Origin of the sequence: Nonomuraea sp. NPDC059023, from assembly GCF_042740095.1 — a bacterium.
Lineage (GTDB): Bacteria > Actinomycetota > Actinomycetes > Streptosporangiales > Streptosporangiaceae > Nonomuraea.
Genome location: NZ_JBHYIO010000009.1, coordinates 99,354 through 121,284, shown reverse-complemented (window position 1 = coordinate 121,284; position 21,931 = coordinate 99,354). Strand labels below are relative to the sequence as shown.

Here is a 21,931-nt window from a genome sequence, read left to right as displayed (position 1 = left end):
GGGGGGGTCATCGGGGGGCCCCGATCTGGGGGGTGGTAAATGCGGGGGTCTGGGGGGGGGCGGGGCGGGGGGGGGGGCGGGGGCGGGGGCGTGGGGGGGGGGGCGGGCCGCCCCCCACGGCCGCCCCCTCACCGAGAACCTCCTGGAAGGGATGGAGGTGATCCCCCGCAAGACGATGGTCCACCGGGGGGCCACCTTCACCGAACTCGACGTGGAAGCGGTCCTGGCGCGCGCGCCGAAGATCGCGCTCATCGACGAGCTGGCGCACACCAACGTCCCCGGCTCCCGGAACGCCAAGCGCTGGCATGACATCGAGGAAATCCTCGACGCCGGCATCAGCGTCATCTCCACCGTGAACGTGCAGCACCTGGAGTCGCTCAACGACGTCGTCCAGCAGATCACCGGTATCCCGCAGCGGGAGACCGTCCCCGACGAGGTGGTCCGCCGTGCCACGCAGATCGAGTTGGTCGACATGTCACCGGAGGCCCTGCGCCGCCGGATGGCCCACGGCAACATCTACGCCCCGGAGAAGGTCGATGCCGCCTTGTCCAACTATTTCAGAGTCGGCAACCTCACCGCCCTGCGCGAGCTGGCCTTGCTGTGGGTCGCGGGAAAAGTCGATGAGCAACTCGATCGCTACCGCAGCGACCACGGCATCAAGGGCACCTGGGAGGCGCGCGAGCGCGTCGTCGTCTGCCTGACCGGCGGTCCTGAAGGCGACACTCTGGTACGGCGGGCCGCCCGCATCGCCGCCCGCACCAAGGGCGCCGACCTGCTCGCGGTCCACGTGACCAGGGCCGACGGCCTGTCCAGCGGCGATCCGGCCAGCCTGGCCAGGCAGCGTTCCCTGGTCGAGAGCATGGGCGGCACCTACCACCAGGTGGTCGGCGACGACATCCCGCGCGCGCTGCTCGACTTCGCCCGCGGCGTCAACGCCACCCAGCTCGTGCTCGGCGCCTCGCGGCGCGGCAGGTTCGCGCAGATCTTCTCGCGCGGCGTCGGCGTGGACACCACGGCGCTGTCCGGCTCCATCGACGTGCACATGATCACGCACGAGGAGGCGAAGAAGGGGCGCCGCCGGCCGCAGCGCACCAGGGCGGCGCTCACCCGCACCCGGCGGCTGATCGGCTGGCTGACGGCCCTGCTGGGCATGCCGTTGCTGACGGCGGGGCTCGTCCCGTTCCGCGATGACCTGTCGCTGCCGAGCGAGATCCTGTTCTTCCTGGTCATGACCGTCGGGGTGGCGCTGATCGGCGGCATGTGGCCGGCGATCACGGCGGCGGTGGGCGGGTCGTTGTTGCTCAACTTCTTCTTCACGCCACCGGTGGGCGAGTTCACGATCAGCGATCCGGAGAACCTCTTCGCGCTCATCGTGTTCGTGCTGGTGGCGGCGGCGGTGTCCACGATCGTGGATCTGGCGGCCCGCCGTACCAGGGAGGCGGCGCGCGCGAGCGCGGACGCGGAGGTGCTCTCGACGCTGGCCGGGCACGTGCTGCGCGGGGAGTCGGCGGTCTCCGAGCTGCTGGTGCGGGTGCGGGAGACGTTCGGGCTGACCTCGGTCACGCTGCTCGAACGCCTGCCGGACACCGGCCGTGCGCCCGACGACCACACCGACCCGGCGGCCTGGCGCATCGTCGCCACGACCGGCGGCACGCCGTGCACGACGCCGTCCGGCGGCGACACCGACGTGGTGATCGAGGAGGACCTCGTGCTCGCCGCGCGGGGCGGGCTGCTGGACGCCTCCGACCGGCGGGTGCTGGAGTCGTTCGCCGCGGAGATCGCGGTGGCGCTGCGCCAGCAGCGGCTGGAGGAGGAGGCCGAGCAGGCCAAGCCGCTGGCCGAGGCGGACAAGATGCGCACGGCGCTGCTGGCGGCGGTCAGCCACGACCTGCGTACCCCGCTGGCCTCGGCGAAGGCGGCGGTGGAGAGCCTGCGCAACGACGAGATCGACTGGAGCCCCGAGGACCGCAGCGAACTGCTGGCCACGGCCGAGGAGTCGCTGGCCCGCCTCGACCGCCTGGTGGCGAACCTGCTCGACATGAGCCGCCTGCAGGCCGGGGTGCTCGGCGTCGGCCTGCAGGCGGTGGCGCTCGAAGAGGTGGTGCCGCGGGCGGTCGACGACCTGGGCCCGCTGCGCGAGCGGGTCGAGGGCGACATCTCCATCGAACTGCCCGAGATCATCGCCGACCCGGCGCTGCTCGAACGCGTGCTGGTCAACCTGATGTCCAACGCGGTCCGCTACAGCCCGCCCGGCAAAAAGGTGGTCATCACCGGGAGCTGGCACGGCGACCACGTGGAGATCCGGGTGATCGACCGCGGTCCCGGCATCCCGCCCGATGCCCACGACCGCGTCTTCCTGCCTTTCCAACGACTGGGTGACCGCGACAACCACACCGGTGTCGGCCTGGGCCTGGCTCTCTCCCGGGGCCTGGCCGAGGCGATGGGCGGCACTCTGGTCCCCGACGAGACACCAGGGGGAGGTCTCACCATGATCCTCACGATGCCCATCAAGGAGCTGGCGGCATGACCAGGATCCTCGTCGTCGACGACGAGCCGCAGATCCTGCGGGCGCTGCGCATCAACCTGGTCGCCCGTCACTACGAGGTGGCGGTGGCCCACGACGGCGGCTCGGCCCTGCGCGAGGCCGCCGACTGGCACCCCGACCTGGTTATCCTCGACCTGGGCCTGCCCGACCTGGACGGCGTGGACGTCATCCACGGGCTGCGCGGCTGGACCACCGTCCCGATCATCGTGCTGTCCGGCCGGGCCGGCAACCAGGACAAGGTCGACGCCCTGGACGCCGGCGCCGACGACTACGTCACCAAGCCCTTCGGCATCGACGAACTCCTGGCCCGCATCAGGGCCGTCACCCGCCGCACCACCCTGCACGAGTCGGAACTGGCCCGCGTCAAGGTGGGCGAGCACATGGTCGATCTGACCAGCAAAACCATCTCGGGCGAGGTACGGCTGACGCCGACGGAGTGGCACATACTCGAACTCCTGCTGCGCAACCCCGGCAAGCTGGTCAGCCAGCGGCAGATCCTCACCGAGGTCTGGGGCGTGAAGTACGTCAAGGAGACCCACTACCTGCGCCAGTACATGGCCCAGCTGCGGCGCAAGCTGGAGCCCGACGCCGCCCACCCCGCGCACCTGATCACCGAACCCGGCATGGGCTACCGGTTCCAGCCCTGAACGCGCCAAAGCCGCGCTCGTGAATTCACGAGCGCGGCTCCGGTATTGCTAAGGAAGAACCTCCACAAGGAGGGTGATCGCCGCGGCTATGGCGATCAGTACGAGGAGCCCAAGCGTTTCGGGGCGCGGCTTCTGCGACCGCATCATGCTCCTTCCGACACGGGTGGGTAGATAATCCGATATGCCCATCAGAGCCCCACTTCACGCAGGAACAGGTCTTCCGGCTCCTCGCATCTGACGACCAGGCGGGCTCGCCTGGCCGACACCGCGACGACGGGGAGCCGGCCGGTGGCGTTGTAGGTGGAGGCCATCGAGTGGTGGTAGGCGCCGGTGGCGGCCACGGCGAGCAGGTCGCCGGGGCGTACGTCGGCGGGCAGCGGGACGTCCTCGGCCAGGACGTCGCCGGTCTCGCAGTGGTGGCCGACGACCGTGGCCGGGCGCGAGGCCTCGCGGGAGCGCCGGCCGACCATCCTGACGGTGTAGCGCGCGCCGTACAGGGAGGGGCGGGGGTTGTCGCTCATCCCGCCGTCGACCGCGACGAACACGCGCCCGCCGCCGCGCTTGACCGCGATGACGCGGTAGAGCGTCATCCCCGCCGGGCCGCTGATCGACCGGCCCGGCTCCACGATCAGCCGCGGCACCGGCAGGCCGAGCCCGGCGCAGCGCTCCTCCAGCGCGGCGGTGAGCGCCGCGGCGAAGGACCGGGGGTCGAGCCCGCGTTCGGAGTCCAGGTAGGCGATCGCCTGGCCGCCGCCGAGGTCCAGCTCCGGCAGGACCACGCCGTGGGCGTCGCGGATGAGCGCGAGCTGCTCGGCCAGCGCCCGCACCGCCTCCTCGTACGGCCGCGCCGTCTCGATCTGCGAACCGAGGTGGCAGTGCAGGCCGACGAGCTCCAGCTCGGGCTGGCCGAGCACCCGCGCGACCGCCACGCCCGCCTCGCCGGTGGCGATGGACAGCCCGAACTTCTGGCTGGGCACGGCGTCACCGGTGTCGGGGATGACGCGGATGAGGATCTTCTGCCGCCGCCCCTCCGGGACCAGCGCCGCGACCCGATGCACCTCGGCGAGGTTGTCGATCACGAGGCGGCCGACGCCGGCCTCCACCGCGTCACGCAGTTCCCTGGGGGTCTTGGCGTTGCCGTGGAAGATGACGCGCTCGGCGGGGAAGCCGACGGAGCGCGCGATGGCCAGTTCGCCGCCCGAGCAGACGTCCAGGCTGAGCCCTTCCTCGCGGACCCAGCCGGCCATCGCCCGGCACAGGAACGCCTTGGCCGCGTAGGCGACGGTGCCGCCGGGCAGGGCGTCGGCGTACTCGCGGCAGCGGCGGCGCACGTCGGCCTCGTCCACGACGTAGGCGGGGGTGCCGTAGAGGCGGGCGATCTCCATGAGGGAGACGCCGGCGGTCGTGGCGTCGCCGTCCTCGCGGAAGAGCGTCGTCGACGGCCAGGGGGTCCGGGTCTCGGTCGCTGCGGCCAGGTCCTGGCCGAGGGCGCACATCAGGCCGCTCCGGCGGTGGCGCGGGCCATGACGCCCGCGGGGTCGACGACGACGCCGGTGACCTCGAGGTCGCGGAGCATGCCGCGCAGGGCGGGCTCGGTGAGCCGTACCCAGGCCTGCTCGCTGCCCAGCACCGCGGCTACGCGCAGCGGAGAGCTGAAGGCCACCGCCGTACGCTTGCCCGCGGCCGTGCGGAACAGCCGGAGCGAAGAGCTGAACCGGCCCTGGCGGACCGGGACAAATAGCGGCACGTCTGACATTTCGTGATCCTCCTGGGAGAAGCCGTACGAATGTGACGCTAGGCCGGAGAAGGGCCCCGGTGACCGCTTCGCTACGGGATCCAGACGCGTTCGGCCGCAACGATGACGCCGGGTTGACATCGGGCCCCGGGTGGCCGGTCTGGCGTCAACACGGTGAAGGAATCGGGGGAAATATCGTGATGATCCCGTCAAGGGGGGTTGTGCGGCCGACGCGGGGAAAGCTGCCATGAGCGCGTGAGTCTCGAAAACCTCGTGGGGCTGCTGATCTCGGTGGCCCTGCTCGTGTACCTCCTCCTGGCCATCCGATATCCGGGCAAGTTCTGATGGCCGGATTGCTGTGGCTCACGGTCGTCTTCGGGAACCTGTCGGAGGCGGTGGCCGAGAGCCGGGGCAAGGCTCAGGCGGACACGCTGCGCCGTACGCGGCAGGGGACCAGCGCGCACCGGCTGGTCGGCTGGGCGCCGGGCTGCTCGGTTGGACGTACGAGCCTCGGGAGTGCTGCCCGAGGCCCGTACCTTTCGTGTATTAATCCGCCCTAAAGACATCAATAACGCATATATATCCGGCTATGTGGGTCTGGTTTGGGCTGACCATGAGGCTGTCATCCCCACTTCTGGAGGACTTCGATGTCCGCAGTACAAGCCCCCGGTGACCGGCATCGGCTGAGTGTCATCGGCGGGCTGGCCGCGCTGTCGCTGGACGCGATGGCGTCGGTCGCCTACGGTCCCGAGGCGATCGTGCTCGTCCTGGCCCTCGCCGGCGGCGCCGGCCTCGGATTCACCATCCCGGTCACGCTGACCATCGCGGCGCTGCTGGCCGTGCTGACCTTCTCCTATCGGCAGGTCATCGCCGCCTTCCCCCAGGGCGGCGGCGCGTACGGCGTGGCCAAGGCCTACCTGGGCCGCAGGGCCGGTCTGGTGGCCGGGGCCTCGCTCATCATCGACTACGTGCTCAACGTGGCCGTTTCCGTGGCGGCCGGCGTCGCCGCGCTCACCTCGGCCTTCCCCGGGCTGCTGCCGTACACCGTGTGGCTGTGCCTGGGGGTGCTGGCGCTCATCACCGCGATCAACCTCAAGGGCATCGCCCACAGCGCCCGCGCGTTCATCGTGCCCACGCTGATCTACATCGGCTCGATCATGCTCGTGATCGTGGCCGGGCTGATCCGTGGCGAGGCCGCCGTCGACCCGGGCCACACCGCCACGAGCCTGCAGACGGTCGGCGTGCTCCTGCTGCTGAAGGCGTTCGCGAACGGCTGCGCCTCGCTGACCGGCGTCGAGGCGATCGCCAACGCGGTGCCCTCCTTCAAGCAGCCCAGGGTCAGGCGGGCGCAGAACGCCGAGGTCGCGCTGGGCGCGCTGCTGGCGGTCATGCTCATCGGCATCGCGGCACTGATCGAGAAGTTCTCGATCGCCCCGGTCGAGGGAGTGACGGTGCTCGCGCAGGTCACGCAGGCGGCGCTGGGCGACGGGTGGCTGTTCTACCTGGTGCAGTTCTCCACGGTCGTGCTGCTCGCGCTGGCCGCCAACACCTCCTTCGGCGGCCTGCCCGTGCTGGCCCAGTTGCTGGCCGCCGACAACAACCTGCCGCACCTGTTCGCGCTGCGCGCCGACCGCCAGGTCCACCGGTACGGCATCGCCTTCCTCACCGTCACCAGCGCCCTCCTGCTGATCGTCGCCCAGGGCGACATGAACCTGCTCGTGCCCCTGTTCGCCATCGGCGTGTTCGTCGGCTTCACGCTCTCCCAGACCGGCATGGTCCGCCACTGGCTGGCCGAACGCCCGGCGGGCTGGCAATGGCGGGTGGCGTTGAACGGCTTCGGCGCCCTGCTGACGTTCGTGGCCGCGATCGTGGTGACGGTCTCGAAGTTCACCGAGGGCGGCTGGCTCATCGTGGTCGCCCTGCCGCTGATGGTGGCGGCGATGACGTGGGTCAACCGCTCGTACGCGCGGATCGGCGAGCGGCTCGAACTCGGCCGCACGCCCACCCCGCCGCGCCCGCGCCGCTCGCTGGTCGTGGTGCCGGTCCACGCGGTCAACCGGCTCAGCCGCGACGCGCTGGCCGCCGCCCTCTCGCTCGGCGACCGCGTGGTGGCCGTCAACATCGCCCACCCCGAGGACGAGGGCGCCGCCCGCCGCTTCGTCGCCGAATGGGAGCTCTGGCACCCCGACGTCGAGCTGGTCCAGCTCTTCGACGCCCGGCGCCGCCTCGACGACCCCCTGGTCACCTACCTCAAGCAGGTGCCGGAGGCGCACGTGTTCGTGCTGATCGCCGAGGTGGAGCCGGAGCACGCCTGGCAGCGGCTGTTGCAGAACCAGCGCGGTGCCGTCCTGGCCAGGGCGCTGCGCAGGCGTACCGACGCGGTGGTGTGCCGGATGCGCTTCCGCCTGACCGAGCCGGTCGAGGGCCAGTACGTTTAGCCGAAGAAGGCGCGGAGGTCGGCGATGAGCAGGTCAGGCTGCTCCAGCGCCAGGTACGCGCCGCCGCGGTCGAACTCGGTCCAGCGGGCCACGTTCGTCTCCTGCTCGGCCAGGCCGCGTACGGTCACGTCGCTCGCCGCCACCGCGAACGCGGTCGGCACCGTGATCGGCGCCTTCGGGCCCCAGGCGTTCGGGTCCTCGGAGACGTCGCGGTAGCTCTGCGAGATCGAGCCCTGGGTGCCGGTGAACCACTGGGTGCTGACCTCGGTCAGGATGCGGTCGCGGGAGAAGGCGTCCTCGGGCAGCTCGGCGCTGCCGTCGGTCCACTCCTTGAACTTCTCCACGATCCACGCGGCCTGGCCGACCGGGGAGTCGTGCAGGCCGTGCGAGATCGTCTGCGGCCGCGTGGTCATGATGATGTTGAAGCCCATCCCGTCCTGCATGAAGCGCTGGATGAGGCCCAGCCGCCGCTGCTCGTCCTCGTTCAGCTCGGGCAGGTCCCCGGCCGGGATCGTGACGTAGGCGTTGACGTGGATCCCGGCCAGCCGCTCCGGAACCTGGCGGCCCAGCTCCATGGACAGGTTGGCGCCGCCGCCTCCGCCGTGGGCGCCGTAGCGCTCGTAGCCGAGGCTCGCCATCAGCTCCGCGAACACCCCGGCGGTACGCGGGACCGTCCAGCCGGTGCTGGCCACCGGCGTGGAGAAGCCGAAGCCCGGCATGGTCGGCGCGACGATGTGGAAGTCGCGCGAGAGCGGGGTGAGGACGTCGAGCAGGCCGATGATGCCGCCGGGGTTGTCGTGCAGGAGCAGCAGCGGCAGCGCGTCCTCGCGCTCGGCGCGCAGGTGCCGGAAGTGCACCGTCTGACCGCCGATCTCGGTCCGGTACTGCGGCCACTGGTTCAGCTCGGCCTCGGCCTTGCGCCAGTCGAAGTCGTTGGCCCAGTAGTCGGCCAGGCCCTTGAGGTAGTCGACGGGTACGCCGCGTTCCCAGCCGGCGCCGGGCAGCTCGGGCGACCACCGCGTACGGAGAAGGCGTTCGCGCAGGTCATCGAGGGCTTCTTGCGGGATCTCGATCTGGAAGGGCGTCATGACCGCGACATTAGACCCGGGGCGAAACGTGGTGAATGAGTCATCTCATAGGTAATAGGCTGCGACACGTGCTGTGGGGGCGCGACGGCGAGCAGGCCGCGTTGAGCCAGTTGCTGGCGGAGGCCCGCGAGGGCGCCGGCGGCGCTCTGGTGCTGCGCGGCGACCCCGGCATCGGCAAGACCTCCCTCCTCGACCACGCCGCCTCCGTCGCGGGCCCGATGCGCGTGCTGCGCGGCGCCGGCGTCGAGGCCGAGGCCGAACTGCCCTACGCCGGGTTGCACCTGCTGCTGCAGCCCGTGCTCGGCCACCTGCCGTACCTGCCGCCGCCCCAGGCCGACGCGCTGCGCGGCGCCTTCGGCCTCGGTCCAGCCGCCGCCGACCGCTTCCTCGTCGGGCTCGGCGTGCTGTCCCTGCTGTCGGAACTGGCCGCGGACGGCGGCCTGCTCTGCCTGGTCGACGACGCCCATTGGCTCGACCACGCCTCCGCCGACGCGCTGCTCGTGGCCGCCAGGCGCCTGGACGCCGATGGCGTCTTCCTCCTGTTCGCCGCCCGCGAGCCCGGCTTCCCCGCGCCCGGCCTGTCCGAGGTCAGGCTCGGCGCCCTGCTGCCCGCCGACGCCGCCGGTCTGCTCGACGCCACCGCCGGCGACCTGCCGTCCGAGCTGCGCCATCGCGTGCTCGCCGAAGCGGGCGGCAACCCGCTGGCCCTCGTCGAGCTGCCCAAGTCGCTCGGGCTGCACCCGCTGACCGGGCGGCTGCGGGAGGCGTTCCAGCACCGGGCGGACGCGCTGCCCGCCGCCGCCAGGACGCTGCTGACCGTGGCCGCCCTCGACGGCACCGGCCACCTCGACGTCGTGCTGGCCGCCGGTCGCGAGCTGGGCGGCACCGCCGCCGACCTGGCGGTGATCAAGGAGAGCGGGCTGATCACGGTCGAGGGGCGTCGCCTGGGGTTCCGGCATCCGCTCGTGCGGGCCGCCGTTCAGGGCGCCGCCGGTGACGAGGTACGGCTGGCCGTACACGCTGCCTTGGCCGGAGCCCTGACCGACCCGCGCGACGCCGACCGCCGGGCCTGGCACCAGGCAGCCGCCGCGACCGCGCCCGACGAGAAGCTCGCCGACGAGCTGGAGGGCACGGCCAAACGGGCGGCCGAGCGCGGCGGCGGAGCGGCCGCCTCCGCCGCCTACCAGCGGGCCGCCGAGCTCAGCGCCGGCGCGCACGACCGTGCAAGGCGGCTCACCCTGGCCGCCGAGGCGGCCGAGTACGGCGGGCGATTCGACCACGCCCGCGCCATCGCCGAGCACGCCACCGGCGCCTACGCCGACCCGGAACTGGCCGCCCGCCTGATCCGGGTGCGCGCCTGCGCCGACTACGGGCTGGGACTGCTGCCGAGCGCCCACGCACAGCTGTCGATCGGCATCGACCGCCTCGCCGGCGACGATCCTCGGGCCGCGGTCTGGCTGCTGCTCGACGCCTCCTCGCTCGTCTGGCTCGACGGCGACCGCGACATGGCCGCCAGGACCGACCGGCAGCTCGCCGGCCTGCGGCTGCCGGAGGATGATCCGGTGACGCCGGTGTACCTGCTGTGCCGGTGGTTCGCCGCGCTCGCCCTGCGCCGTCCCGTGGAAGGGCTGCCGCCGCTGCCCGAGGTGGTGGCCGCCGGGCGCGAGCTGGCCGCGCTCGACCGGCGGGGACTGCTGCTGGTCGGCGCGCTGGGCCTGGCCCAGCCCGACCGGCAGACCCACGACCTGGCCACCCGGGCCACCGCCCAGGCCAGGGAGGAGAGCCGGGTCGGCCTGTTGCCGCAGTCCTTGACGTACCTGGCGAGCACTCAGCTCGCGCTCGGCTGGCACGCCGACGCCCGCGCCCACGCCGGTGAGGCGGTGCGGATCGCCCGCGACACCGCCCAGCCGCAGTGGGCGACGCAGGCCGGCGCGCTGCTGGCGTACCTGGGCGCGATCGAGGGCGACGAGAGCGCGTGCGCGGGTTTCGGCGAGGCGCGGGCGCTGCTGGACCTCGGTCTCGGCCGCGCCGAGGCGGCGCTGCTCGCCTTCGAGGACCTCCTGTACGGCAGGGCCCGCAACCAGATCTCCGCCATGCGCGTCGTCCCCGACCTGGTGGAGGCGGCGGTGCGCTGCGGCCGGCCGAGCCGGGCGGTCGAGCCGCTGGCCAGGTTCGCCGAGTGGACGGCCATCCTCGACCAGCCGTGGGCGCACGCGCTCGCCCACCGCTGCCGCGCCCTGGCCGAACCGGCGGAGGAGCACTTCACGAACGCGCTGGCGCTGCACACGCGCCCGTTCGAGCAGGCGCGCACCCAGTTGCTCTACGGCGAGTGGCTCCGCCGGGCCCGCCGCCGCGTGGACGCCCGCCCGCCGCTGACCTCGGCGCTGCAGACCTTCGAGCGGCTCGGCGCCCACCCGTGGTCGGCGCGGGCCAGGGCCGAGCTCGACGCGGCCGGATGGTCCACCTCGCGCTCCGGCGCGCGCGACCCGCTGGCCGCGCTCACCCCGCAGGAACGGCAGATCGTGCAGCTCGCGGCGCAGGGACTGGCCAACCGGGAGATCGCCGCCCGGCTCTTCCTCAGCCCGCGGACCGTGGGCCAGCACCTCTACAAGGCCTTTCCCAAGCTGGGCGTGAGCTCGCGTACCGAACTGGCCGCGCTGCCGGAGTTCAGTCCTGCCAGGGACGCACCCTGACCCAGCCGGACGCGTCGCCGGTGGCCAGCAGCCCGTCCGGGCTCATGACCAGGCGCCGGTACCCGCCGCCGCCGGGCAGGAAGGGCGCGTCGCCGCGGCGGTTGACGTCGAGCTGGAGCACCCGGCCCTTGCTCATGTGCAGCAGCCGCCCGCGCGGGGTGCACACCAGGCTCATCGCCTCGGGGAAGAACTGGCTCCACAGGTCCCCGCCGCCCGACCTCGGCATGATCGGCACGCCCCGCTCGACGTCGAAGACGCCGGCCCAGCGCGCGGTCATGCCGCCGAGCATGGCGCCGTCGGGGGACAGCGCGATCTGCAGGGCCATGCCGGCCGCCTGGTGCAGCTCGATCGGCGGCCCGGTGGGCACGGGCTCCTGGCCGGGCCGCAGCCGGTAGACCTGGACGTTCCTGCCACCGCTGACCAGGCCCTTCGCGACGGCCAGCGTGCTCTCGTCGGCTGAGATCGAGGCGGCGACGGCGGTGAAGGAGAGCAGGTCGGCGCCGGTCGCCGTCGAACGGAGGCGGAAGATCGTGGCCCAGGACAGCAGGGCGTAGGAGGCGGTGCTGGCGAAGTAGAGGTCGCCGGGGTAGGTGACGCTGCCCAGGGAGACCGGCTGGTGATCCGGCTCGTCCGGGCGCAGGGCGCGCAACTGGTAGCCGTCGCGGACCACGACCGGGCCGCCGCCGGGGGAGGCGGCCACGCGCACGCCGTAGCGCGGTGGCATCCAGGTGGCCGCGTGGATCGGGGGCAGTTCCTCGCCGTCGTCCAGCCGCCAGCGGCGGATCGGGCCGCTCAGCGCGGCGGCCAGCAGCGTACGGCCCGGTCCGAAGCACAGGCTGTTGACCGCGCCGCCGAGCCTGGCCGCCAGGATCTCCCCGCCGAGGTGGCCGGGCACGGTCGTGGCCTTCTTGGCCTTCTTGCGCGTGGCGGCGAAGGCGGCGATGAGAGCGACGGCGAAGGCGGCGGCGTTGTCGGCGGCGCGCTCCTGCGAGCCGCCCGCGTCGGCCGCCCGCTTGAGCTCGTCGGCGCGGTCGCTGATGCCGCGGATGGCCAGCGCGTTGGTCTCGCGCTGCTGCGCGCTGATGGCCATGCCCGCACCCTCCATCTCGATGGCCACCGCGTCCTCGAAGCGCTCGTTCAGCAGGGTGGAGAGCGAGCCGCCGCGACTGGCCAGCAGCGTGTCGCCGGACGCGATCGGCTTGTGGTGCACCCGCGGCGGCTCGCCCGGCCAGTCGACGTCGAGGTCGTAGGTGAGGGCGAGGAGCCGGTACCCCGCGTCCCACGTGCGCGGGCGCGACAGGAGCCCCTCCGCGGTCTCCTTGCCGCCGGCGTAGCAGTGCACGCGCTTGGCCACGACGACGTCGCCGAGCCCGACGCTGTCCTTGAGCGAGCCGGCCACGCCCACCAGCAGGACGGCGGCGGGCCGGAACGTCTCGATAGCCCGCTCGGTGATGATCGCCGCCTCTTTGGTGCCGTCGCCGGTGACCACGAGCACGACCTCGGTCCGCACACCGGGCAACTCGCCGACGTCGAAGAGCGTGCCCGACGGGTGCGGGCGGCGTTCCACGTTGCGCATCCGCCGGCGGACCGCCTCGGCCTCCAGGGGCAGCGCCGTCAGCACGACCACCAGGTCGCGCGGGGACCCGTCCTCGCCCAGCCACCACGTCATCGGCTCACCCCTCACCTTAAAGGTCACCTTGACCTTATCGTACGACGTTCCTTATAGTCGAACTGACCTAAAACGGGAAGGAGGCTGTATGCGGGACGACTCGGGCCTGCTGCTCCTGGAGTACGAGCACCTCAAAGAAGAGCAGCGGCTGCGCATCTCCACCCGCGACAACCTCGTCTACACCTCGCTCGGCGCGTTCGCCCTGGTGATCGCGGGGGCCATCGAGACGGGCGCGTCCGCCATGCTCACCCTGCTCCCGCCGGTCTGCATGATCCTCGGCTGGACCTATCTCATCAACGACGACCGCATCACCGCCATCGGACGGCACATCCAGCACGCGATCACGCCCGAACTGGTACGGCTCGGCCACCCGCCCGACGGCGTGTTCACCTGGGAACACCGCCACCGCGGCGACCCGCGCCGGGGACAGCGCAAGATCCTCCAGCTAGCCGTGGACCTCACCCTGTTCTGCCTCACCGCCTTCATAGCACTCTCGGTCGCCTGGATGAACGCCCCGCACTCCGCCGAACTCATGATGCTCATCGCGGTCGAGGCGAGCGGAACCCTGATCCTGGGCGCGCACTTCATCAGAAACACCATGAGCGGGCAGGTCTGATGCCTACGATCGACCATGTCCGCGGACCACGCTGACCCCGGCCGCGCCTACACGCCCGCCGTGACCTTCGCCCAGGCACGGGCCGCCGCCCGAGCCGCCCGCACCGCCGAACACGGCCGTCAGGTCCGGCGCACCGCCCGGCCGCGCGGCGTCTTCGGCGCCATCCGCTCCCGCGCTCCGCTCTCACTCCAGCTGTACGGCGCCGCCCTCGAAGGCCGCCTCGTCTGGCGCGGCGAGAACGAGTTCGCGATGCTGGAACCCCCACTCCGCCGCCGCCCGCCTCGCGGGACCAGAGGCGCAGGGCTACGCCTGGCCGACCGGTTCTGGGACGTGTTCGTCGCCTTCACCCCGCCGGCCCTCCTGCTCCTGCTCAGCCTGGCGCTCATCCCGCTCGCGCTGGTCCGGCAAGAGTGGCTGGTCGTGGTGCTCACTCTGCCCGTGCTGGGCGTCTTCCACGTGGCCGGGGTCCTGGTCGCCATGGCGCTCAACCTGGTGTGGCAGGTCCTGCGCCCAGTCGTGGAACGCGGGCGCGACCACCGCGTCACCACTGAGGAACTGCGCGGCGAGCACTGGTCCGTCGCCGTCTGCCACCAGGCGCGGTTCGAGCGCGCCGAGCCGCTGATCAAGGCGATCGTGGACCGGCTGGCGGCGCTGCCCGGAGGCTGGGGGGAGGACCGGGGCAGCCTCGTGTGCGTGCTGAACGGCGTCACCACGGAGGCCATGCGCACCGCCTTCCTCGCGCGGGCCAGGCACGCCCGACTGGACGACCAGGGAGACGGCCTGGCCTTTCTCGTCTCCCTGCCCCGGGCGCACCCGCGGGAGCCCAGCGAACGCGAAGCCGTCTCCGGCCTCCTGCTGTACCTGTTCGCCGGTGCCACCCTCGTGTTCGTCGAAGCGGCGCTGGTCGCCGACTCCGAGGCCGAAGCCTGCGGGAACGACTGCGCGGGCCGCCCCGCCACCTACTGGACGGCCCTGCGCTGGCTCTCCCAGCGCCTCCTGCTGACCGACCCGCCCCACCTGAGCCCCGCGACGCCGGAAGTCGTCGTCACCGGCTGGTTCACCAGCATCGTGGCCCTCACCGGCGTCCTGGTCGTGCTGACCGCGGGCCGCTGGTACCTGGCGGCCCGCCGCCGTCGCCGCGCCAACCTCGACAAGGAGCTGACCGCGATGGACGCCACGACGAAGGTACTGCTCCTGGTGGCCACCAGCGTGGAGTACGAGCAGGTCAAGGCCGTGGTGCGCGCACACACCGAACACGCGCCCGAGGTGGACTTCCGTGGCCCGCACGTCGTCTTCAACCTCGGCGTGGTCAGTAAGGCCACCATCCTGCTCGCCCGATCCGAACCCGGCACCACCGCCACCGCCGGCGCCATGCTCACCGCCCAGACCCTCATCGAGGACCTGCGGCCGGACTACGTCATCCTCACCGGCATCTGTTACGGGCTGCGCAAGGGCCCGCAGCGGATCGGCGACGTACTGGTCGCCGGCCAGCTCCGGGTTCTGGACCTCAAGAAGATCGTCGACGGCGAGTCGGGCCCGGTCGAGATCCCGAGGGGCGCCCGCGCGGAGCCGTCGGTCAAACTGCTCAACGCCTGCTACGCGGTGGACGCCATGAAGCCCCACATAGGGGTCATGCTCTCCGGCAACACGCTGCTCAACTCCGAGGAGGAGCGGAACCGCCTGATCGCCGCCCACCCCGACGCGCTGGGCGGCGAGATGGAAGGCGCCGGGGTGTACGCCGCCGCCGCGAAACACCGGGCCGACTGGATCGTCATCAAGGCGATCAGCGACTGGGGAGTGGGCAAGACCAAGCGCCACCAGGCAAGGGCGGCCCGCAACGCCGCCGAGTTCGTCCTCCACCTGATCACCCTGGGCGCCCTGGACACCCCACCCACCCCCACCTGACCCGGGCGGCGGCAGGCAGAGGAGCGCTGGCCGGAGTGGGGCTCAGGTGGGGGTGGTGGTGCGGACCATTGGGGGATAGAGGAGTTCGGCTCGGCCGCGGCGGTACAGTTCGGCGGGCCGGCCCACCTCCGGCGCTCGGAACGCCCCGGTAGGCACCACGAAGTCGTCAGCCTTCAGGACCTTGCGCCGGAAGTTGCTCGGGTCGAGGTCCAGGTCCCACACCACCTCGTACACATGCCGCAGGTCGGCCAGCGTGAACGGCTCCTGGCAGAAGGCCGCCGCCACGGTCGTGTACTCCAGCTTGCCCCGCGCCCGGTCGAGCCCTTCCCGCAGGATCGCCCGGTGGTCGAAGGCCAGCTCGACCGAGGGCGACAGCGCCTGGGCCACGGGCATCCAGCGGGCGTGGGCGGCGTCGGTGCCGGCCACGGGGGCGGGGAGGTCGGGGCCGAGGGCCAGGTAGGCGACGGTGAAGGTGCGGACCCTCGGGTCGCGGCCCGGGGTGCCGAAGGTGCGGAGCTGCTCCAGGTGGAGCTTGCCGCCGTCGACCCCGGTCTCCTCGCCCAGTTCGCGCAAGGCGGCCCCGCGCAGGTCCTCGTGGTCGCGGACGAACCCGCCCGGCAGCGCGAGCCCGCCCATGAAGGGCGGTTTACCGCGCTCGATGAGCAGGACCTGCAGGGCGGATTCGCGGAGCGTGAAGATCACCAGATCGACCGTCACCGCGACCGGCGCCGTCCCGTCGTACTTGGACACTCCTAGAGAATACCTAAGGTCATCTTGACCTAAACATCGCCCCCTTGATAAGGTCACATCGACCTAAAGTTAGAGAAAAGCCTGATGGGTGATCTAGGTGACACGGCGAGCTGGGCAGGCCCTCCCGAGGAAGCCATCCCCTACCCGCCGGAAACACGGCGCGCCGACCAGTCCGCGGGAAGGCGCGACGGCCGGCGCAAGCTTCTGGCCGACCTCCTGCGCCACGTGGCCGAGGAGGGCGAGGACGGCGCGCCCGCACCCGAGACCGCCTACCTGGCCATGCTGACCAGCGAGGCACTCGAACGCATCGCCGCCGAGCGGGTCGCCAGGGACGACGAGCTGGCCAGGCTCGGCGAGCTGCACGGCCAGGCCGTGGCCGCCGAGGACGCGCTGGCCAGGGAGCTGGAAGAGGCCGGGCACCGGCTGCGCCTGGCCGAGGAGGAGTGCGCGCGGTCCCTGACCAAGGACGACCTGCGCAGGGGACCGGCCGAGCTCGACCCGCTCACCCATCCGGACGCGCTGATCGAACGGCGCCGCCGTACCGCCAGAGAGAACGCCCGGCTACGGGCGCTGCGCGCCTTCGAGGACCTGCACGCCCGCCTCGACGAGCAGAGAGAGCGGGCCGTCTCGCTCGCCGAGCGGCAGGAGCTGCGGCCGCGGGTGGCGCGGGCACGGGCGCTGCGCGTGCACGAGCACTTCCGGCGGCGGCGCGCGGTGTACCTGACCGGGCTGCTGGCCCGGCATCCCGATCCCGGGCCGCTCAACCTGCTGTTCAAGCTGAGCGCGCCCGAACTGCCCCGATGGATCCGCGACGAACCGACGGAGAGCGCATGAGGGTGTTCCAGGCGTTCAGGCGGTGGTGGCTGCGCAGGCGGGACCTGCGCATCACCGGCCTGGGCGGCATGCCGTTCCAGGAGGCGCACGCGCCGCCACCGTCCCGCAACACCTTCCGGCCGACGCCGGTCGACCGGGCCGGACATCTGGTGCTGACCCAGTCGTACGCCGACCGGCTCGCGCCCGGCACCGACGAGCTCACCGCGGGATCACTCGACAACCTGATCAACGCCTGGCACGAGACCTGGCAGCACCAGGCCGCCGCCGAGTACGCGGGCTTCCAGGTGGAGAGCGTGGCCAGGATCAACACGATCGAGCCGGCCCTCGCCCAGTACGAGAAGAGCGACGCCTACCTCCAGCGCCGCCTGGCCGACGCCAGGACCGCGGTGGACTCGGCCAGGGACCGCCTGACCGGCCAGGATCCGGCGCGGCCGGGGTTCGCCGACCCGCCGCTGCTGGCCGGGCGCTCACCGGCGACGTTCCTGCACGTGGTGGCGCTGGTGCTGGCGGCGGGCGCGGACGCCGCCGCGTTCTGGCAGGTCATGCAGATCCTGCTGGCCGACCTGCCCCCGGTGGCCGGGGCGCTGATCGTGGCCGGGCTGACCAGCACCGCCCTGTACCTGAGCCACCAGATCGGCGTCCAGGCCCGCGAGGCGAGCGCCGGGACCAAGCGGCGGATCCGATGGGTCGTGCTCTGCTTCCTGGTCTGGCTGGTGCTGGGCGTGGGCGCCGCCGCGCTGCGCTACTTCTTCGGCGACGCCGGCGAGCCGCCCGCGATCGTCATCGGCGGCCCCGCCGCCGCTCCCGGCCTGCCGGCCGCCCTCGGGATGGCCGGCGTCTTCCTCGCGCTCTACCTGGCGACCGGCCTGGTCGCCGCGCTCGGCGGCTACCTGACGACGCATCCGGCCCGCTCCGACTACGCCCGCGCGATGCGCAACCTGCGCACCGTCACCGAGGCCGCCGCGGCCTCCAGCGCCCGGCTGAGCAGGGCGCAGAGCGAGCGCATGCAGTACGCCGAGGAGTTGCGCGAGGCCAGGCAGCGGCATCTGGCCGAGATGGGCACCCGTGCCGCGCTCGCCGAGGAGCTGAAGCAGATGGTCCGGGTCCACCACGCGGCGTACCACCAGGACCCCAGCGCCACCAACGCGATGTTCCAGTCCGACCACCGCCCGCACTGGAAGAAGGACCCATGAGAAGAACCGCGCTCGCGGGCGTCGCGCTGACGGCCGCGCTGACCGCGTGCGGCGTGGACCAGCCGCCCGCCAAGCCGCTGGCCTGCGTCGGCGACGGCGGCTCGCTGGCGCTGGTGATCGGCGCCCGGTCGAACTCGCCCGCGCCCGTGATCTCCCCCGAGCTCAACGCCCTCATCAGGAAGGTCCTCATGGCGCGCCACAGCGTGTACGCCGTCCGGCTCGACGGGGACCCGCAGCCGATCTACTCCACCCGGTTCGCCTCCTCCGCCGCCAACACGCCCGCGCTGGAGGCGAGCGTGAACCGGCACGTCACCGACATCTCCGCCGCGATCAACGCGCAGGCCAAGGCCGTGAAGGCGGAGGCGGACGTGCTCAAGGCGCTGGAGGTGGCCGCCCGCATGGCGGGGGAGGGCGGCAGCATCGTCGTGGTCGACTCCGCGCTGGCCACTGAGGGCGACCTGGACTTCACGCAAGACGGCGTGCTGGACGCCGACCCCGACGACCTCACCGACCACCTCGTCGGCGGAAAGCTGCTGCCCGACCTGACCGGGCGGCGCGTGCTGTTCGACGGGCTGGGACTGGCCGCCGACCCGCAGGTGGACCTGCCGCCGAGGGTGAGCGAGAACCTGGGCGCGATCTGGACCAAGGCCGCCACGGCCGCGGGCGCCGCCTGCGCCGAGATCACGACGGGCCCGGGCCAGCCCTCGGCCATGCCGGGACTGCCCCCGGTCGCGACGATCGCCATGCCCACGCCGACGCCGATTCGGCCCTGCGGCGACCTCGTCCTGCGGAACGCCGGAGACGTCGGCTTCATCCGCGGCAAAGCGGACTTCCGCCACCCCGCCGCGGCCACGGCCACGCTGCGTGAGCTCGCCCCCGACCTCGCCGACGCCGGCCGGCCCGTCGAGCTGATCGGCATCACCTCCTCCGAGGGCGGCGACGCGATCAACCGCCCGCTCTCCCAGGCCAGGGCGGACAAGGTCAAGCAGATCCTCGTCTCCCTGGGCGTGCCGGGGAACAAGATCACCGCCAGGGGCGTCGGCACCGACTGGGATGACCGTGTCGACGACACCCTGCCCGACGGCCGGCTCGACCCGGCCAAGGCCAACCAGAACCGCAAGGTCGTCATCCGGCGGGAACGATGCCCGAAACCATGAAACCGCTCGCCTACGACGTGCGTACCCGCTGGAGCGACTGGTGGCACGGCCTGCGCGACGGTCTGCGCCAGATCCCCGACCGGCCCAAGACCCCGCGTCCCCAGCCGATCAGCTCGCCGCACCGCGACGTCATCATCGGCGAGGCGCAGCAGGTCTACCACCAGGAGTACATCCGCCACCAGCGCCAGATCGCGCCCCTGCCCGGCCTGATCGCCGAGGCCGGCTCCCGCGAGGCGGCCGCCCGCGAGATCAGCCGCCTGGCCGACGCCAGGGTGGCCGCGCTCGCACGCCCGCTCACCGCCGAGGAGGAGGGCGAGCGGCGTCCCGGTGACACCGGGCTCGACGTCGTCGTCGTGCGCGCGCGCCGCCGCCGCCACCGCGCCCGCCGGCTCGCCGCCGCCCGCGAGGTGGCCGCGCGCGCCAAGGCCGCGCTCGACGCGGCCACCGCCGACCGGGTGCGGACCGAGGCGCTGCGCGAGCAGTCGCTGGAGGTCGCCTCGGCCCGGGTACGGCTGGCCGAACGCCTGTACGGCCGCAGGCTCGACGCCTACCTGCGTTCCCTGCTGCGCTTCCACCCGGACAAGGCGTGGGTCGCCGACCAGCTCCGCTTCGGCGGGCAGGCGCCGGCCTGGGTCAGGCGGGCGGCCACGGTGGCGCCGCCGGTCGAGGTGGAGCCGGTACGCCCGCCGGCCTTCCGCATCGCCCTGGGGCCGGGGGAGAACGTGTTCGGGGCCGACTCGGCGGAGCCGTACCGGCTGGGGGAGCCTTATGCGGCACCCCGGCACTTCCGCCTCGCCCGCGACGGCGAGCACCTGCGGCTGCGCGACTTCGGCCGGGGCAACGGCCCCTACATCGGCGGCGGCGCGGTACGCGAGGCGCTGCTCGCGCCGGGCGACCACTTCGACTTCGGCGAGTACCGCTACTACGTGCTGCCCGGTCTCGACGCGCTCGACGTCAGCAGGCTCGGCGAACGCAAGGTCGTCGCCTTCGGGCTGGAGGCGAGCACCGACCAGTACTACCGGATCAGGGACATGTCGTTCGTGCAGCCGGAGAGCACGCTGCTGGCGATACTCGGGCCGTCGGGGGCGGGCAAGAGCTCGTTGTTCAGCGCGCTGCTGGGCGAGCTGCCGCTGAGCGCGGGCGAGCTGTACTTCGAGGGGCTGTCGCTGGCCGCGCACGGGCCGCAGATCAGGGAGCGGCTCGGGTTCGTGCCGCAGGGCACGGACCTGCTGGCCACGCTCACCGTCGACCAGCTCCTGCGTTACGCCTACCGCCTGCGCGGGCCCGGCCGCCGCGCCGGGACGCGCGTGGGCGAGGTCTGCCGCGACCTCAAGCTCGACGAACGCCGCCACTACCGCGTCAGCGCCCTGTCGGGTGGCCAGCAGCGCCGCGTGTCGATCGCGATGGAGCTGCTGAACAAACCGACGCTCCTGCTCCTCGACGAGCCGACCTCGGGCCTCGACCCCGGGCTCGACCACGAGGTGATGACCTTCCTTCGCGACTACGCCGAGACCCACGAGGCCACCGTCATGATCGTCACACACGCCGTCGAACACCTCGGCCAGGCCCACCAGGTCCTCGTCGTGGTCAAACAGGGCAGGCCCGTCTTCTACGGCCCGCCCGAGCGGGTCCTGCCCGACCTCGAGCGCGAGCGCTGGGCCGCGCTGATGAAGGACCTCGACGTCCAGGCCGACAGCTTCGCCATCCGGTACGGCAGCCGCCAGGCCGACGCCGAAGCTCGCGACGCGGCCGCCCACATCCGGGCAGGCGGCGCCGACGCCCGGCCGGGCCCGAGGGTCAGGCGCAGACGGCCGCCGGCCACGTTCACCCGCCAGTGGCGCGTGCTGCTGTCGCGCCAGGTCGCCTTGCTGGCCACCCGCGGCGTACGGGCGGGTTCGACCGGGCCGGTCAGGAGATGGGCGGTGGCGTTGATGCCGTTCCTGGTCGCGGCCGGTTCCGCGGCGCTGGCCGCCTGGGTCACCGGCCCCGACGGCCTCGGCAAGGGCGCCTCGGGCGACGCGGTCACCGCGATCAGCCTGCTCACCACGCTGGCGATGCTCAGCGGGCAGGCGCTCACCTACAGCGACATCGTCGCCGAGATGGGCACGATCACCCGCGAACACCGCACCGGCGTCCTGGTCACCGCCGTGCTCGCGGCGAAATGGCAGGTCTTCGCCGCCGTGGCGATCCTGCAGGCGCTGATCATGGCGCTGGTCTTCACCTGGATCCGCCCGGGACCGGCCGCGTCCCTGTGGACGACGCCCACGCTGGACCTTTTCCTGGTGCTGGCGGTGTTGTCGGTGTCGGCCATGTCACTCGGGCTGCTCATCTCGGTCTCGGTGCGCAAGCTGGAACAGGCCGTGCTCGCCGTCACCCTCACCTCGGTCGCCCAGATCGCCCTGAACGGCTCCACCGCGGACCTGTCCGGCGGCGGCGCGCTCGCCGTGACCGCCGCGCTGCTGCCCGACCGGTGGGGCCTGGCCGCCGCCGCCTCCCTCACCGGCCTGCCCGGCGAGCGGGAGGCCCTGTGGGCGCACACCTCCGGGCAGTGGTTCTTCGACCTGGCCATGTGCGCCGCGCTGGCGGTCGCGTACTCCCTGATCGCGGTCGCGGTGCTCTCGTCCCGCCTCACCCCCGGACGCGGCGTCGGCTGGGGGTGAG

At 72.6% G+C, this 21,931-nt stretch carries 15 protein-coding genes; 10 read left to right on the top strand and 5 right to left on the bottom strand.

Annotation, left to right across the window (positions count from 1 at the left end; genetic code table 11):
• The first annotated feature begins 151 nt into the window (after positions 1-151).
• Entirely contained in the window at positions 152-2,527 is a 2,376-nt protein-coding gene (locus ACFWYW_RS17590) for a DUF4118 domain-containing protein (RefSeq protein ID WP_379641011.1), read from the top strand.
• Complete coding sequence (locus tag ACFWYW_RS17585) at positions 2,524-3,192, top strand: response regulator (RefSeq protein WP_379618483.1); 669 nt, start codon at positions 2,524-2,526, stop codon at positions 3,190-3,192. The genes ACFWYW_RS17590 and ACFWYW_RS17585 overlap by 4 nt, the downstream gene beginning before the upstream one ends.
• A 188-nt stretch (positions 3,193-3,380) precedes the next feature.
• Here ACFWYW_RS17585 and lysA read toward each other — a convergent pair whose 3' ends face one another.
• Both lysA and ACFWYW_RS17575 read right to left on the bottom strand, forming a co-directional pair.
• The gene (gene lysA / locus ACFWYW_RS17580) at positions 3,381-4,688 is read right to left on the bottom strand and encodes a diaminopimelate decarboxylase (protein ID WP_379620023.1); all 1,308 of its coding nucleotides are present in this window, start codon (positions 4,686-4,688) and stop codon (positions 3,381-3,383) included.
• Entirely contained in the window at positions 4,688-4,948 is a 261-nt protein-coding gene (locus ACFWYW_RS17575; protein WP_379620021.1) for an SAV_915 family protein, read from the bottom strand. Before ACFWYW_RS17575 ends, lysA begins: the two co-directional genes overlap by 1 nt.
• 626 nt (positions 4,949-5,574) lie before the next feature.
• On the opposite strand from ACFWYW_RS17575, the gene ACFWYW_RS17570 reads away from it, so the two are divergent.
• Complete coding sequence (locus tag ACFWYW_RS17570) at positions 5,575-7,365, top strand: APC family permease (RefSeq protein ID WP_379620019.1); 1,791 nt, start codon at positions 5,575-5,577, stop codon at positions 7,363-7,365.
• Here the strand turns inward: ACFWYW_RS17570 and ACFWYW_RS17565 are convergent.
• Positions 7,362-8,453 carry an epoxide hydrolase family protein gene (locus tag ACFWYW_RS17565; RefSeq protein ID WP_379620017.1) on the bottom strand — a complete coding sequence of 364 codons (1,092 nt, stop codon included), beginning with the start codon at positions 8,451-8,453 and terminating at the stop codon, positions 7,362-7,364. The genes ACFWYW_RS17570 and ACFWYW_RS17565 overlap by 4 nt on opposite strands.
• 68 nt (positions 8,454-8,521) lie before the next feature.
• On the opposite strand from ACFWYW_RS17565, the gene ACFWYW_RS17560 reads away from it, so the two are divergent.
• Positions 8,522-11,146, top strand: a complete 2,625-nt coding sequence (locus ACFWYW_RS17560; RefSeq protein ID WP_379620015.1) for an AAA family ATPase — start codon at positions 8,522-8,524, stop codon at positions 11,144-11,146.
• Here ACFWYW_RS17560 and ACFWYW_RS17555 read toward each other — a convergent pair.
• Positions 11,121-12,815 carry a hypothetical protein gene (locus tag ACFWYW_RS17555; protein ID WP_379620013.1) on the bottom strand — a complete coding sequence of 565 codons (1,695 nt, stop codon included), beginning with the start codon at positions 12,813-12,815 and terminating at the stop codon, positions 11,121-11,123. The genes ACFWYW_RS17560 and ACFWYW_RS17555 overlap by 26 nt on opposite strands.
• 88 nt (positions 12,816-12,903) lie before the next feature.
• Between ACFWYW_RS17555 and ACFWYW_RS17550 the strand changes: the two genes are divergently transcribed.
• Positions 12,904-13,431 (top strand): hypothetical protein, encoded by a 528-nt coding sequence (locus tag ACFWYW_RS17550; RefSeq protein ID WP_379620011.1) that lies wholly within the window; start codon positions 12,904-12,906, stop codon positions 13,429-13,431.
• A gap of 15 nt (positions 13,432-13,446) precedes the next feature.
• Positions 13,447-15,336, top strand: coding sequence for a hypothetical protein (locus ACFWYW_RS17545; RefSeq protein WP_379620009.1), 1,890 nt, complete (start codon positions 13,447-13,449; stop codon positions 15,334-15,336).
• Positions 15,337-15,378: 42 nt separating this feature from the next.
• On the opposite strand, the gene ACFWYW_RS17540 is transcribed toward ACFWYW_RS17545, so the two are convergent.
• Positions 15,379-16,086 carry an NUDIX domain-containing protein gene (locus ACFWYW_RS17540; RefSeq protein ID WP_379620008.1) on the bottom strand — a complete coding sequence of 236 codons (708 nt, stop codon included), beginning with the start codon at positions 16,084-16,086 and terminating at the stop codon, positions 15,379-15,381.
• Positions 16,087-16,170: 84 nt separating this feature from the next.
• Between ACFWYW_RS17540 and ACFWYW_RS17535 the strand changes: the two genes are divergently transcribed.
• Genes ACFWYW_RS17535 through ACFWYW_RS17520 form a run of 4 tightly spaced genes read left to right on the top strand, consistent with a single transcriptional unit; the run spans position 16,171 to position 21,930 of the window.
• The gene (locus ACFWYW_RS17535; protein WP_379620007.1) at positions 16,171-16,920 is read left to right on the top strand and encodes a hypothetical protein; all 750 of its coding nucleotides are present in this window, start codon (positions 16,171-16,173) and stop codon (positions 16,918-16,920) included.
• Positions 16,917-18,113, top strand: a complete 1,197-nt coding sequence (locus tag ACFWYW_RS17530; protein WP_379620006.1) for a hypothetical protein — start codon at positions 16,917-16,919, stop codon at positions 18,111-18,113. The genes ACFWYW_RS17535 and ACFWYW_RS17530 overlap by 4 nt, the downstream gene beginning before the upstream one ends.
• The gene (locus ACFWYW_RS17525) at positions 18,110-19,270 is read left to right on the top strand and encodes an OmpA family protein (RefSeq protein WP_379620004.1); all 1,161 of its coding nucleotides are present in this window, start codon (positions 18,110-18,112) and stop codon (positions 19,268-19,270) included. The genes ACFWYW_RS17530 and ACFWYW_RS17525 overlap by 4 nt, the downstream gene beginning before the upstream one ends.
• Positions 19,267-21,930 (top strand): ATP-binding cassette domain-containing protein, encoded by a 2,664-nt coding sequence (locus ACFWYW_RS17520; RefSeq protein WP_379620002.1) that lies wholly within the window; start codon positions 19,267-19,269, stop codon positions 21,928-21,930. Before ACFWYW_RS17525 ends, ACFWYW_RS17520 begins: the two co-directional genes overlap by 4 nt.
• The last annotated feature ends 1 nt before the right edge of the window (position 21,931 follow it).

Excerpts from the sequence above, each read along its gene's own strand:
- ACFWYW_RS17590 (WP_379641011.1), top strand. The coding sequence starts at position 152 with ATGGAGGTGATCCCCCGCAAGACGATGGTCCACCGGGGGGCCACCTTC.
- ACFWYW_RS17585 (WP_379618483.1), top strand. The coding sequence starts at position 2,524 with ATGACCAGGATCCTCGTCGTCGACGACGAGCCGCAGATCCTGCGGGCG.
- lysA (WP_379620023.1), bottom strand. The coding sequence starts at position 4,688 with ATGTGCGCCCTCGGCCAGGACCTGGCCGCAGCGACCGAGACCCGGACC.
- ACFWYW_RS17575 (WP_379620021.1), bottom strand. The coding sequence starts at position 4,948 with ATGTCAGACGTGCCGCTATTTGTCCCGGTCCGCCAGGGCCGGTTCAGC.
- ACFWYW_RS17570 (WP_379620019.1), top strand. The coding sequence starts at position 5,575 with ATGTCCGCAGTACAAGCCCCCGGTGACCGGCATCGGCTGAGTGTCATC.
- ACFWYW_RS17565 (WP_379620017.1), bottom strand. The coding sequence starts at position 8,453 with ATGACGCCCTTCCAGATCGAGATCCCGCAAGAAGCCCTCGATGACCTG.
- ACFWYW_RS17555 (WP_379620013.1), bottom strand. The coding sequence starts at position 12,815 with ATGACGTGGTGGCTGGGCGAGGACGGGTCCCCGCGCGACCTGGTGGTC.
- ACFWYW_RS17550 (WP_379620011.1), top strand. The coding sequence starts at position 12,904 with ATGCGGGACGACTCGGGCCTGCTGCTCCTGGAGTACGAGCACCTCAAA.
- ACFWYW_RS17545 (WP_379620009.1), top strand. The coding sequence starts at position 13,447 with ATGTCCGCGGACCACGCTGACCCCGGCCGCGCCTACACGCCCGCCGTG.
- ACFWYW_RS17535 (WP_379620007.1), top strand. The coding sequence starts at position 16,171 with ATGGGTGATCTAGGTGACACGGCGAGCTGGGCAGGCCCTCCCGAGGAA.
- ACFWYW_RS17530 (WP_379620006.1), top strand. The coding sequence starts at position 16,917 with ATGAGGGTGTTCCAGGCGTTCAGGCGGTGGTGGCTGCGCAGGCGGGAC.
- ACFWYW_RS17525 (WP_379620004.1), top strand. The coding sequence starts at position 18,110 with ATGAGAAGAACCGCGCTCGCGGGCGTCGCGCTGACGGCCGCGCTGACC.
- ACFWYW_RS17520 (WP_379620002.1), top strand. The coding sequence starts at position 19,267 with ATGAAACCGCTCGCCTACGACGTGCGTACCCGCTGGAGCGACTGGTGG.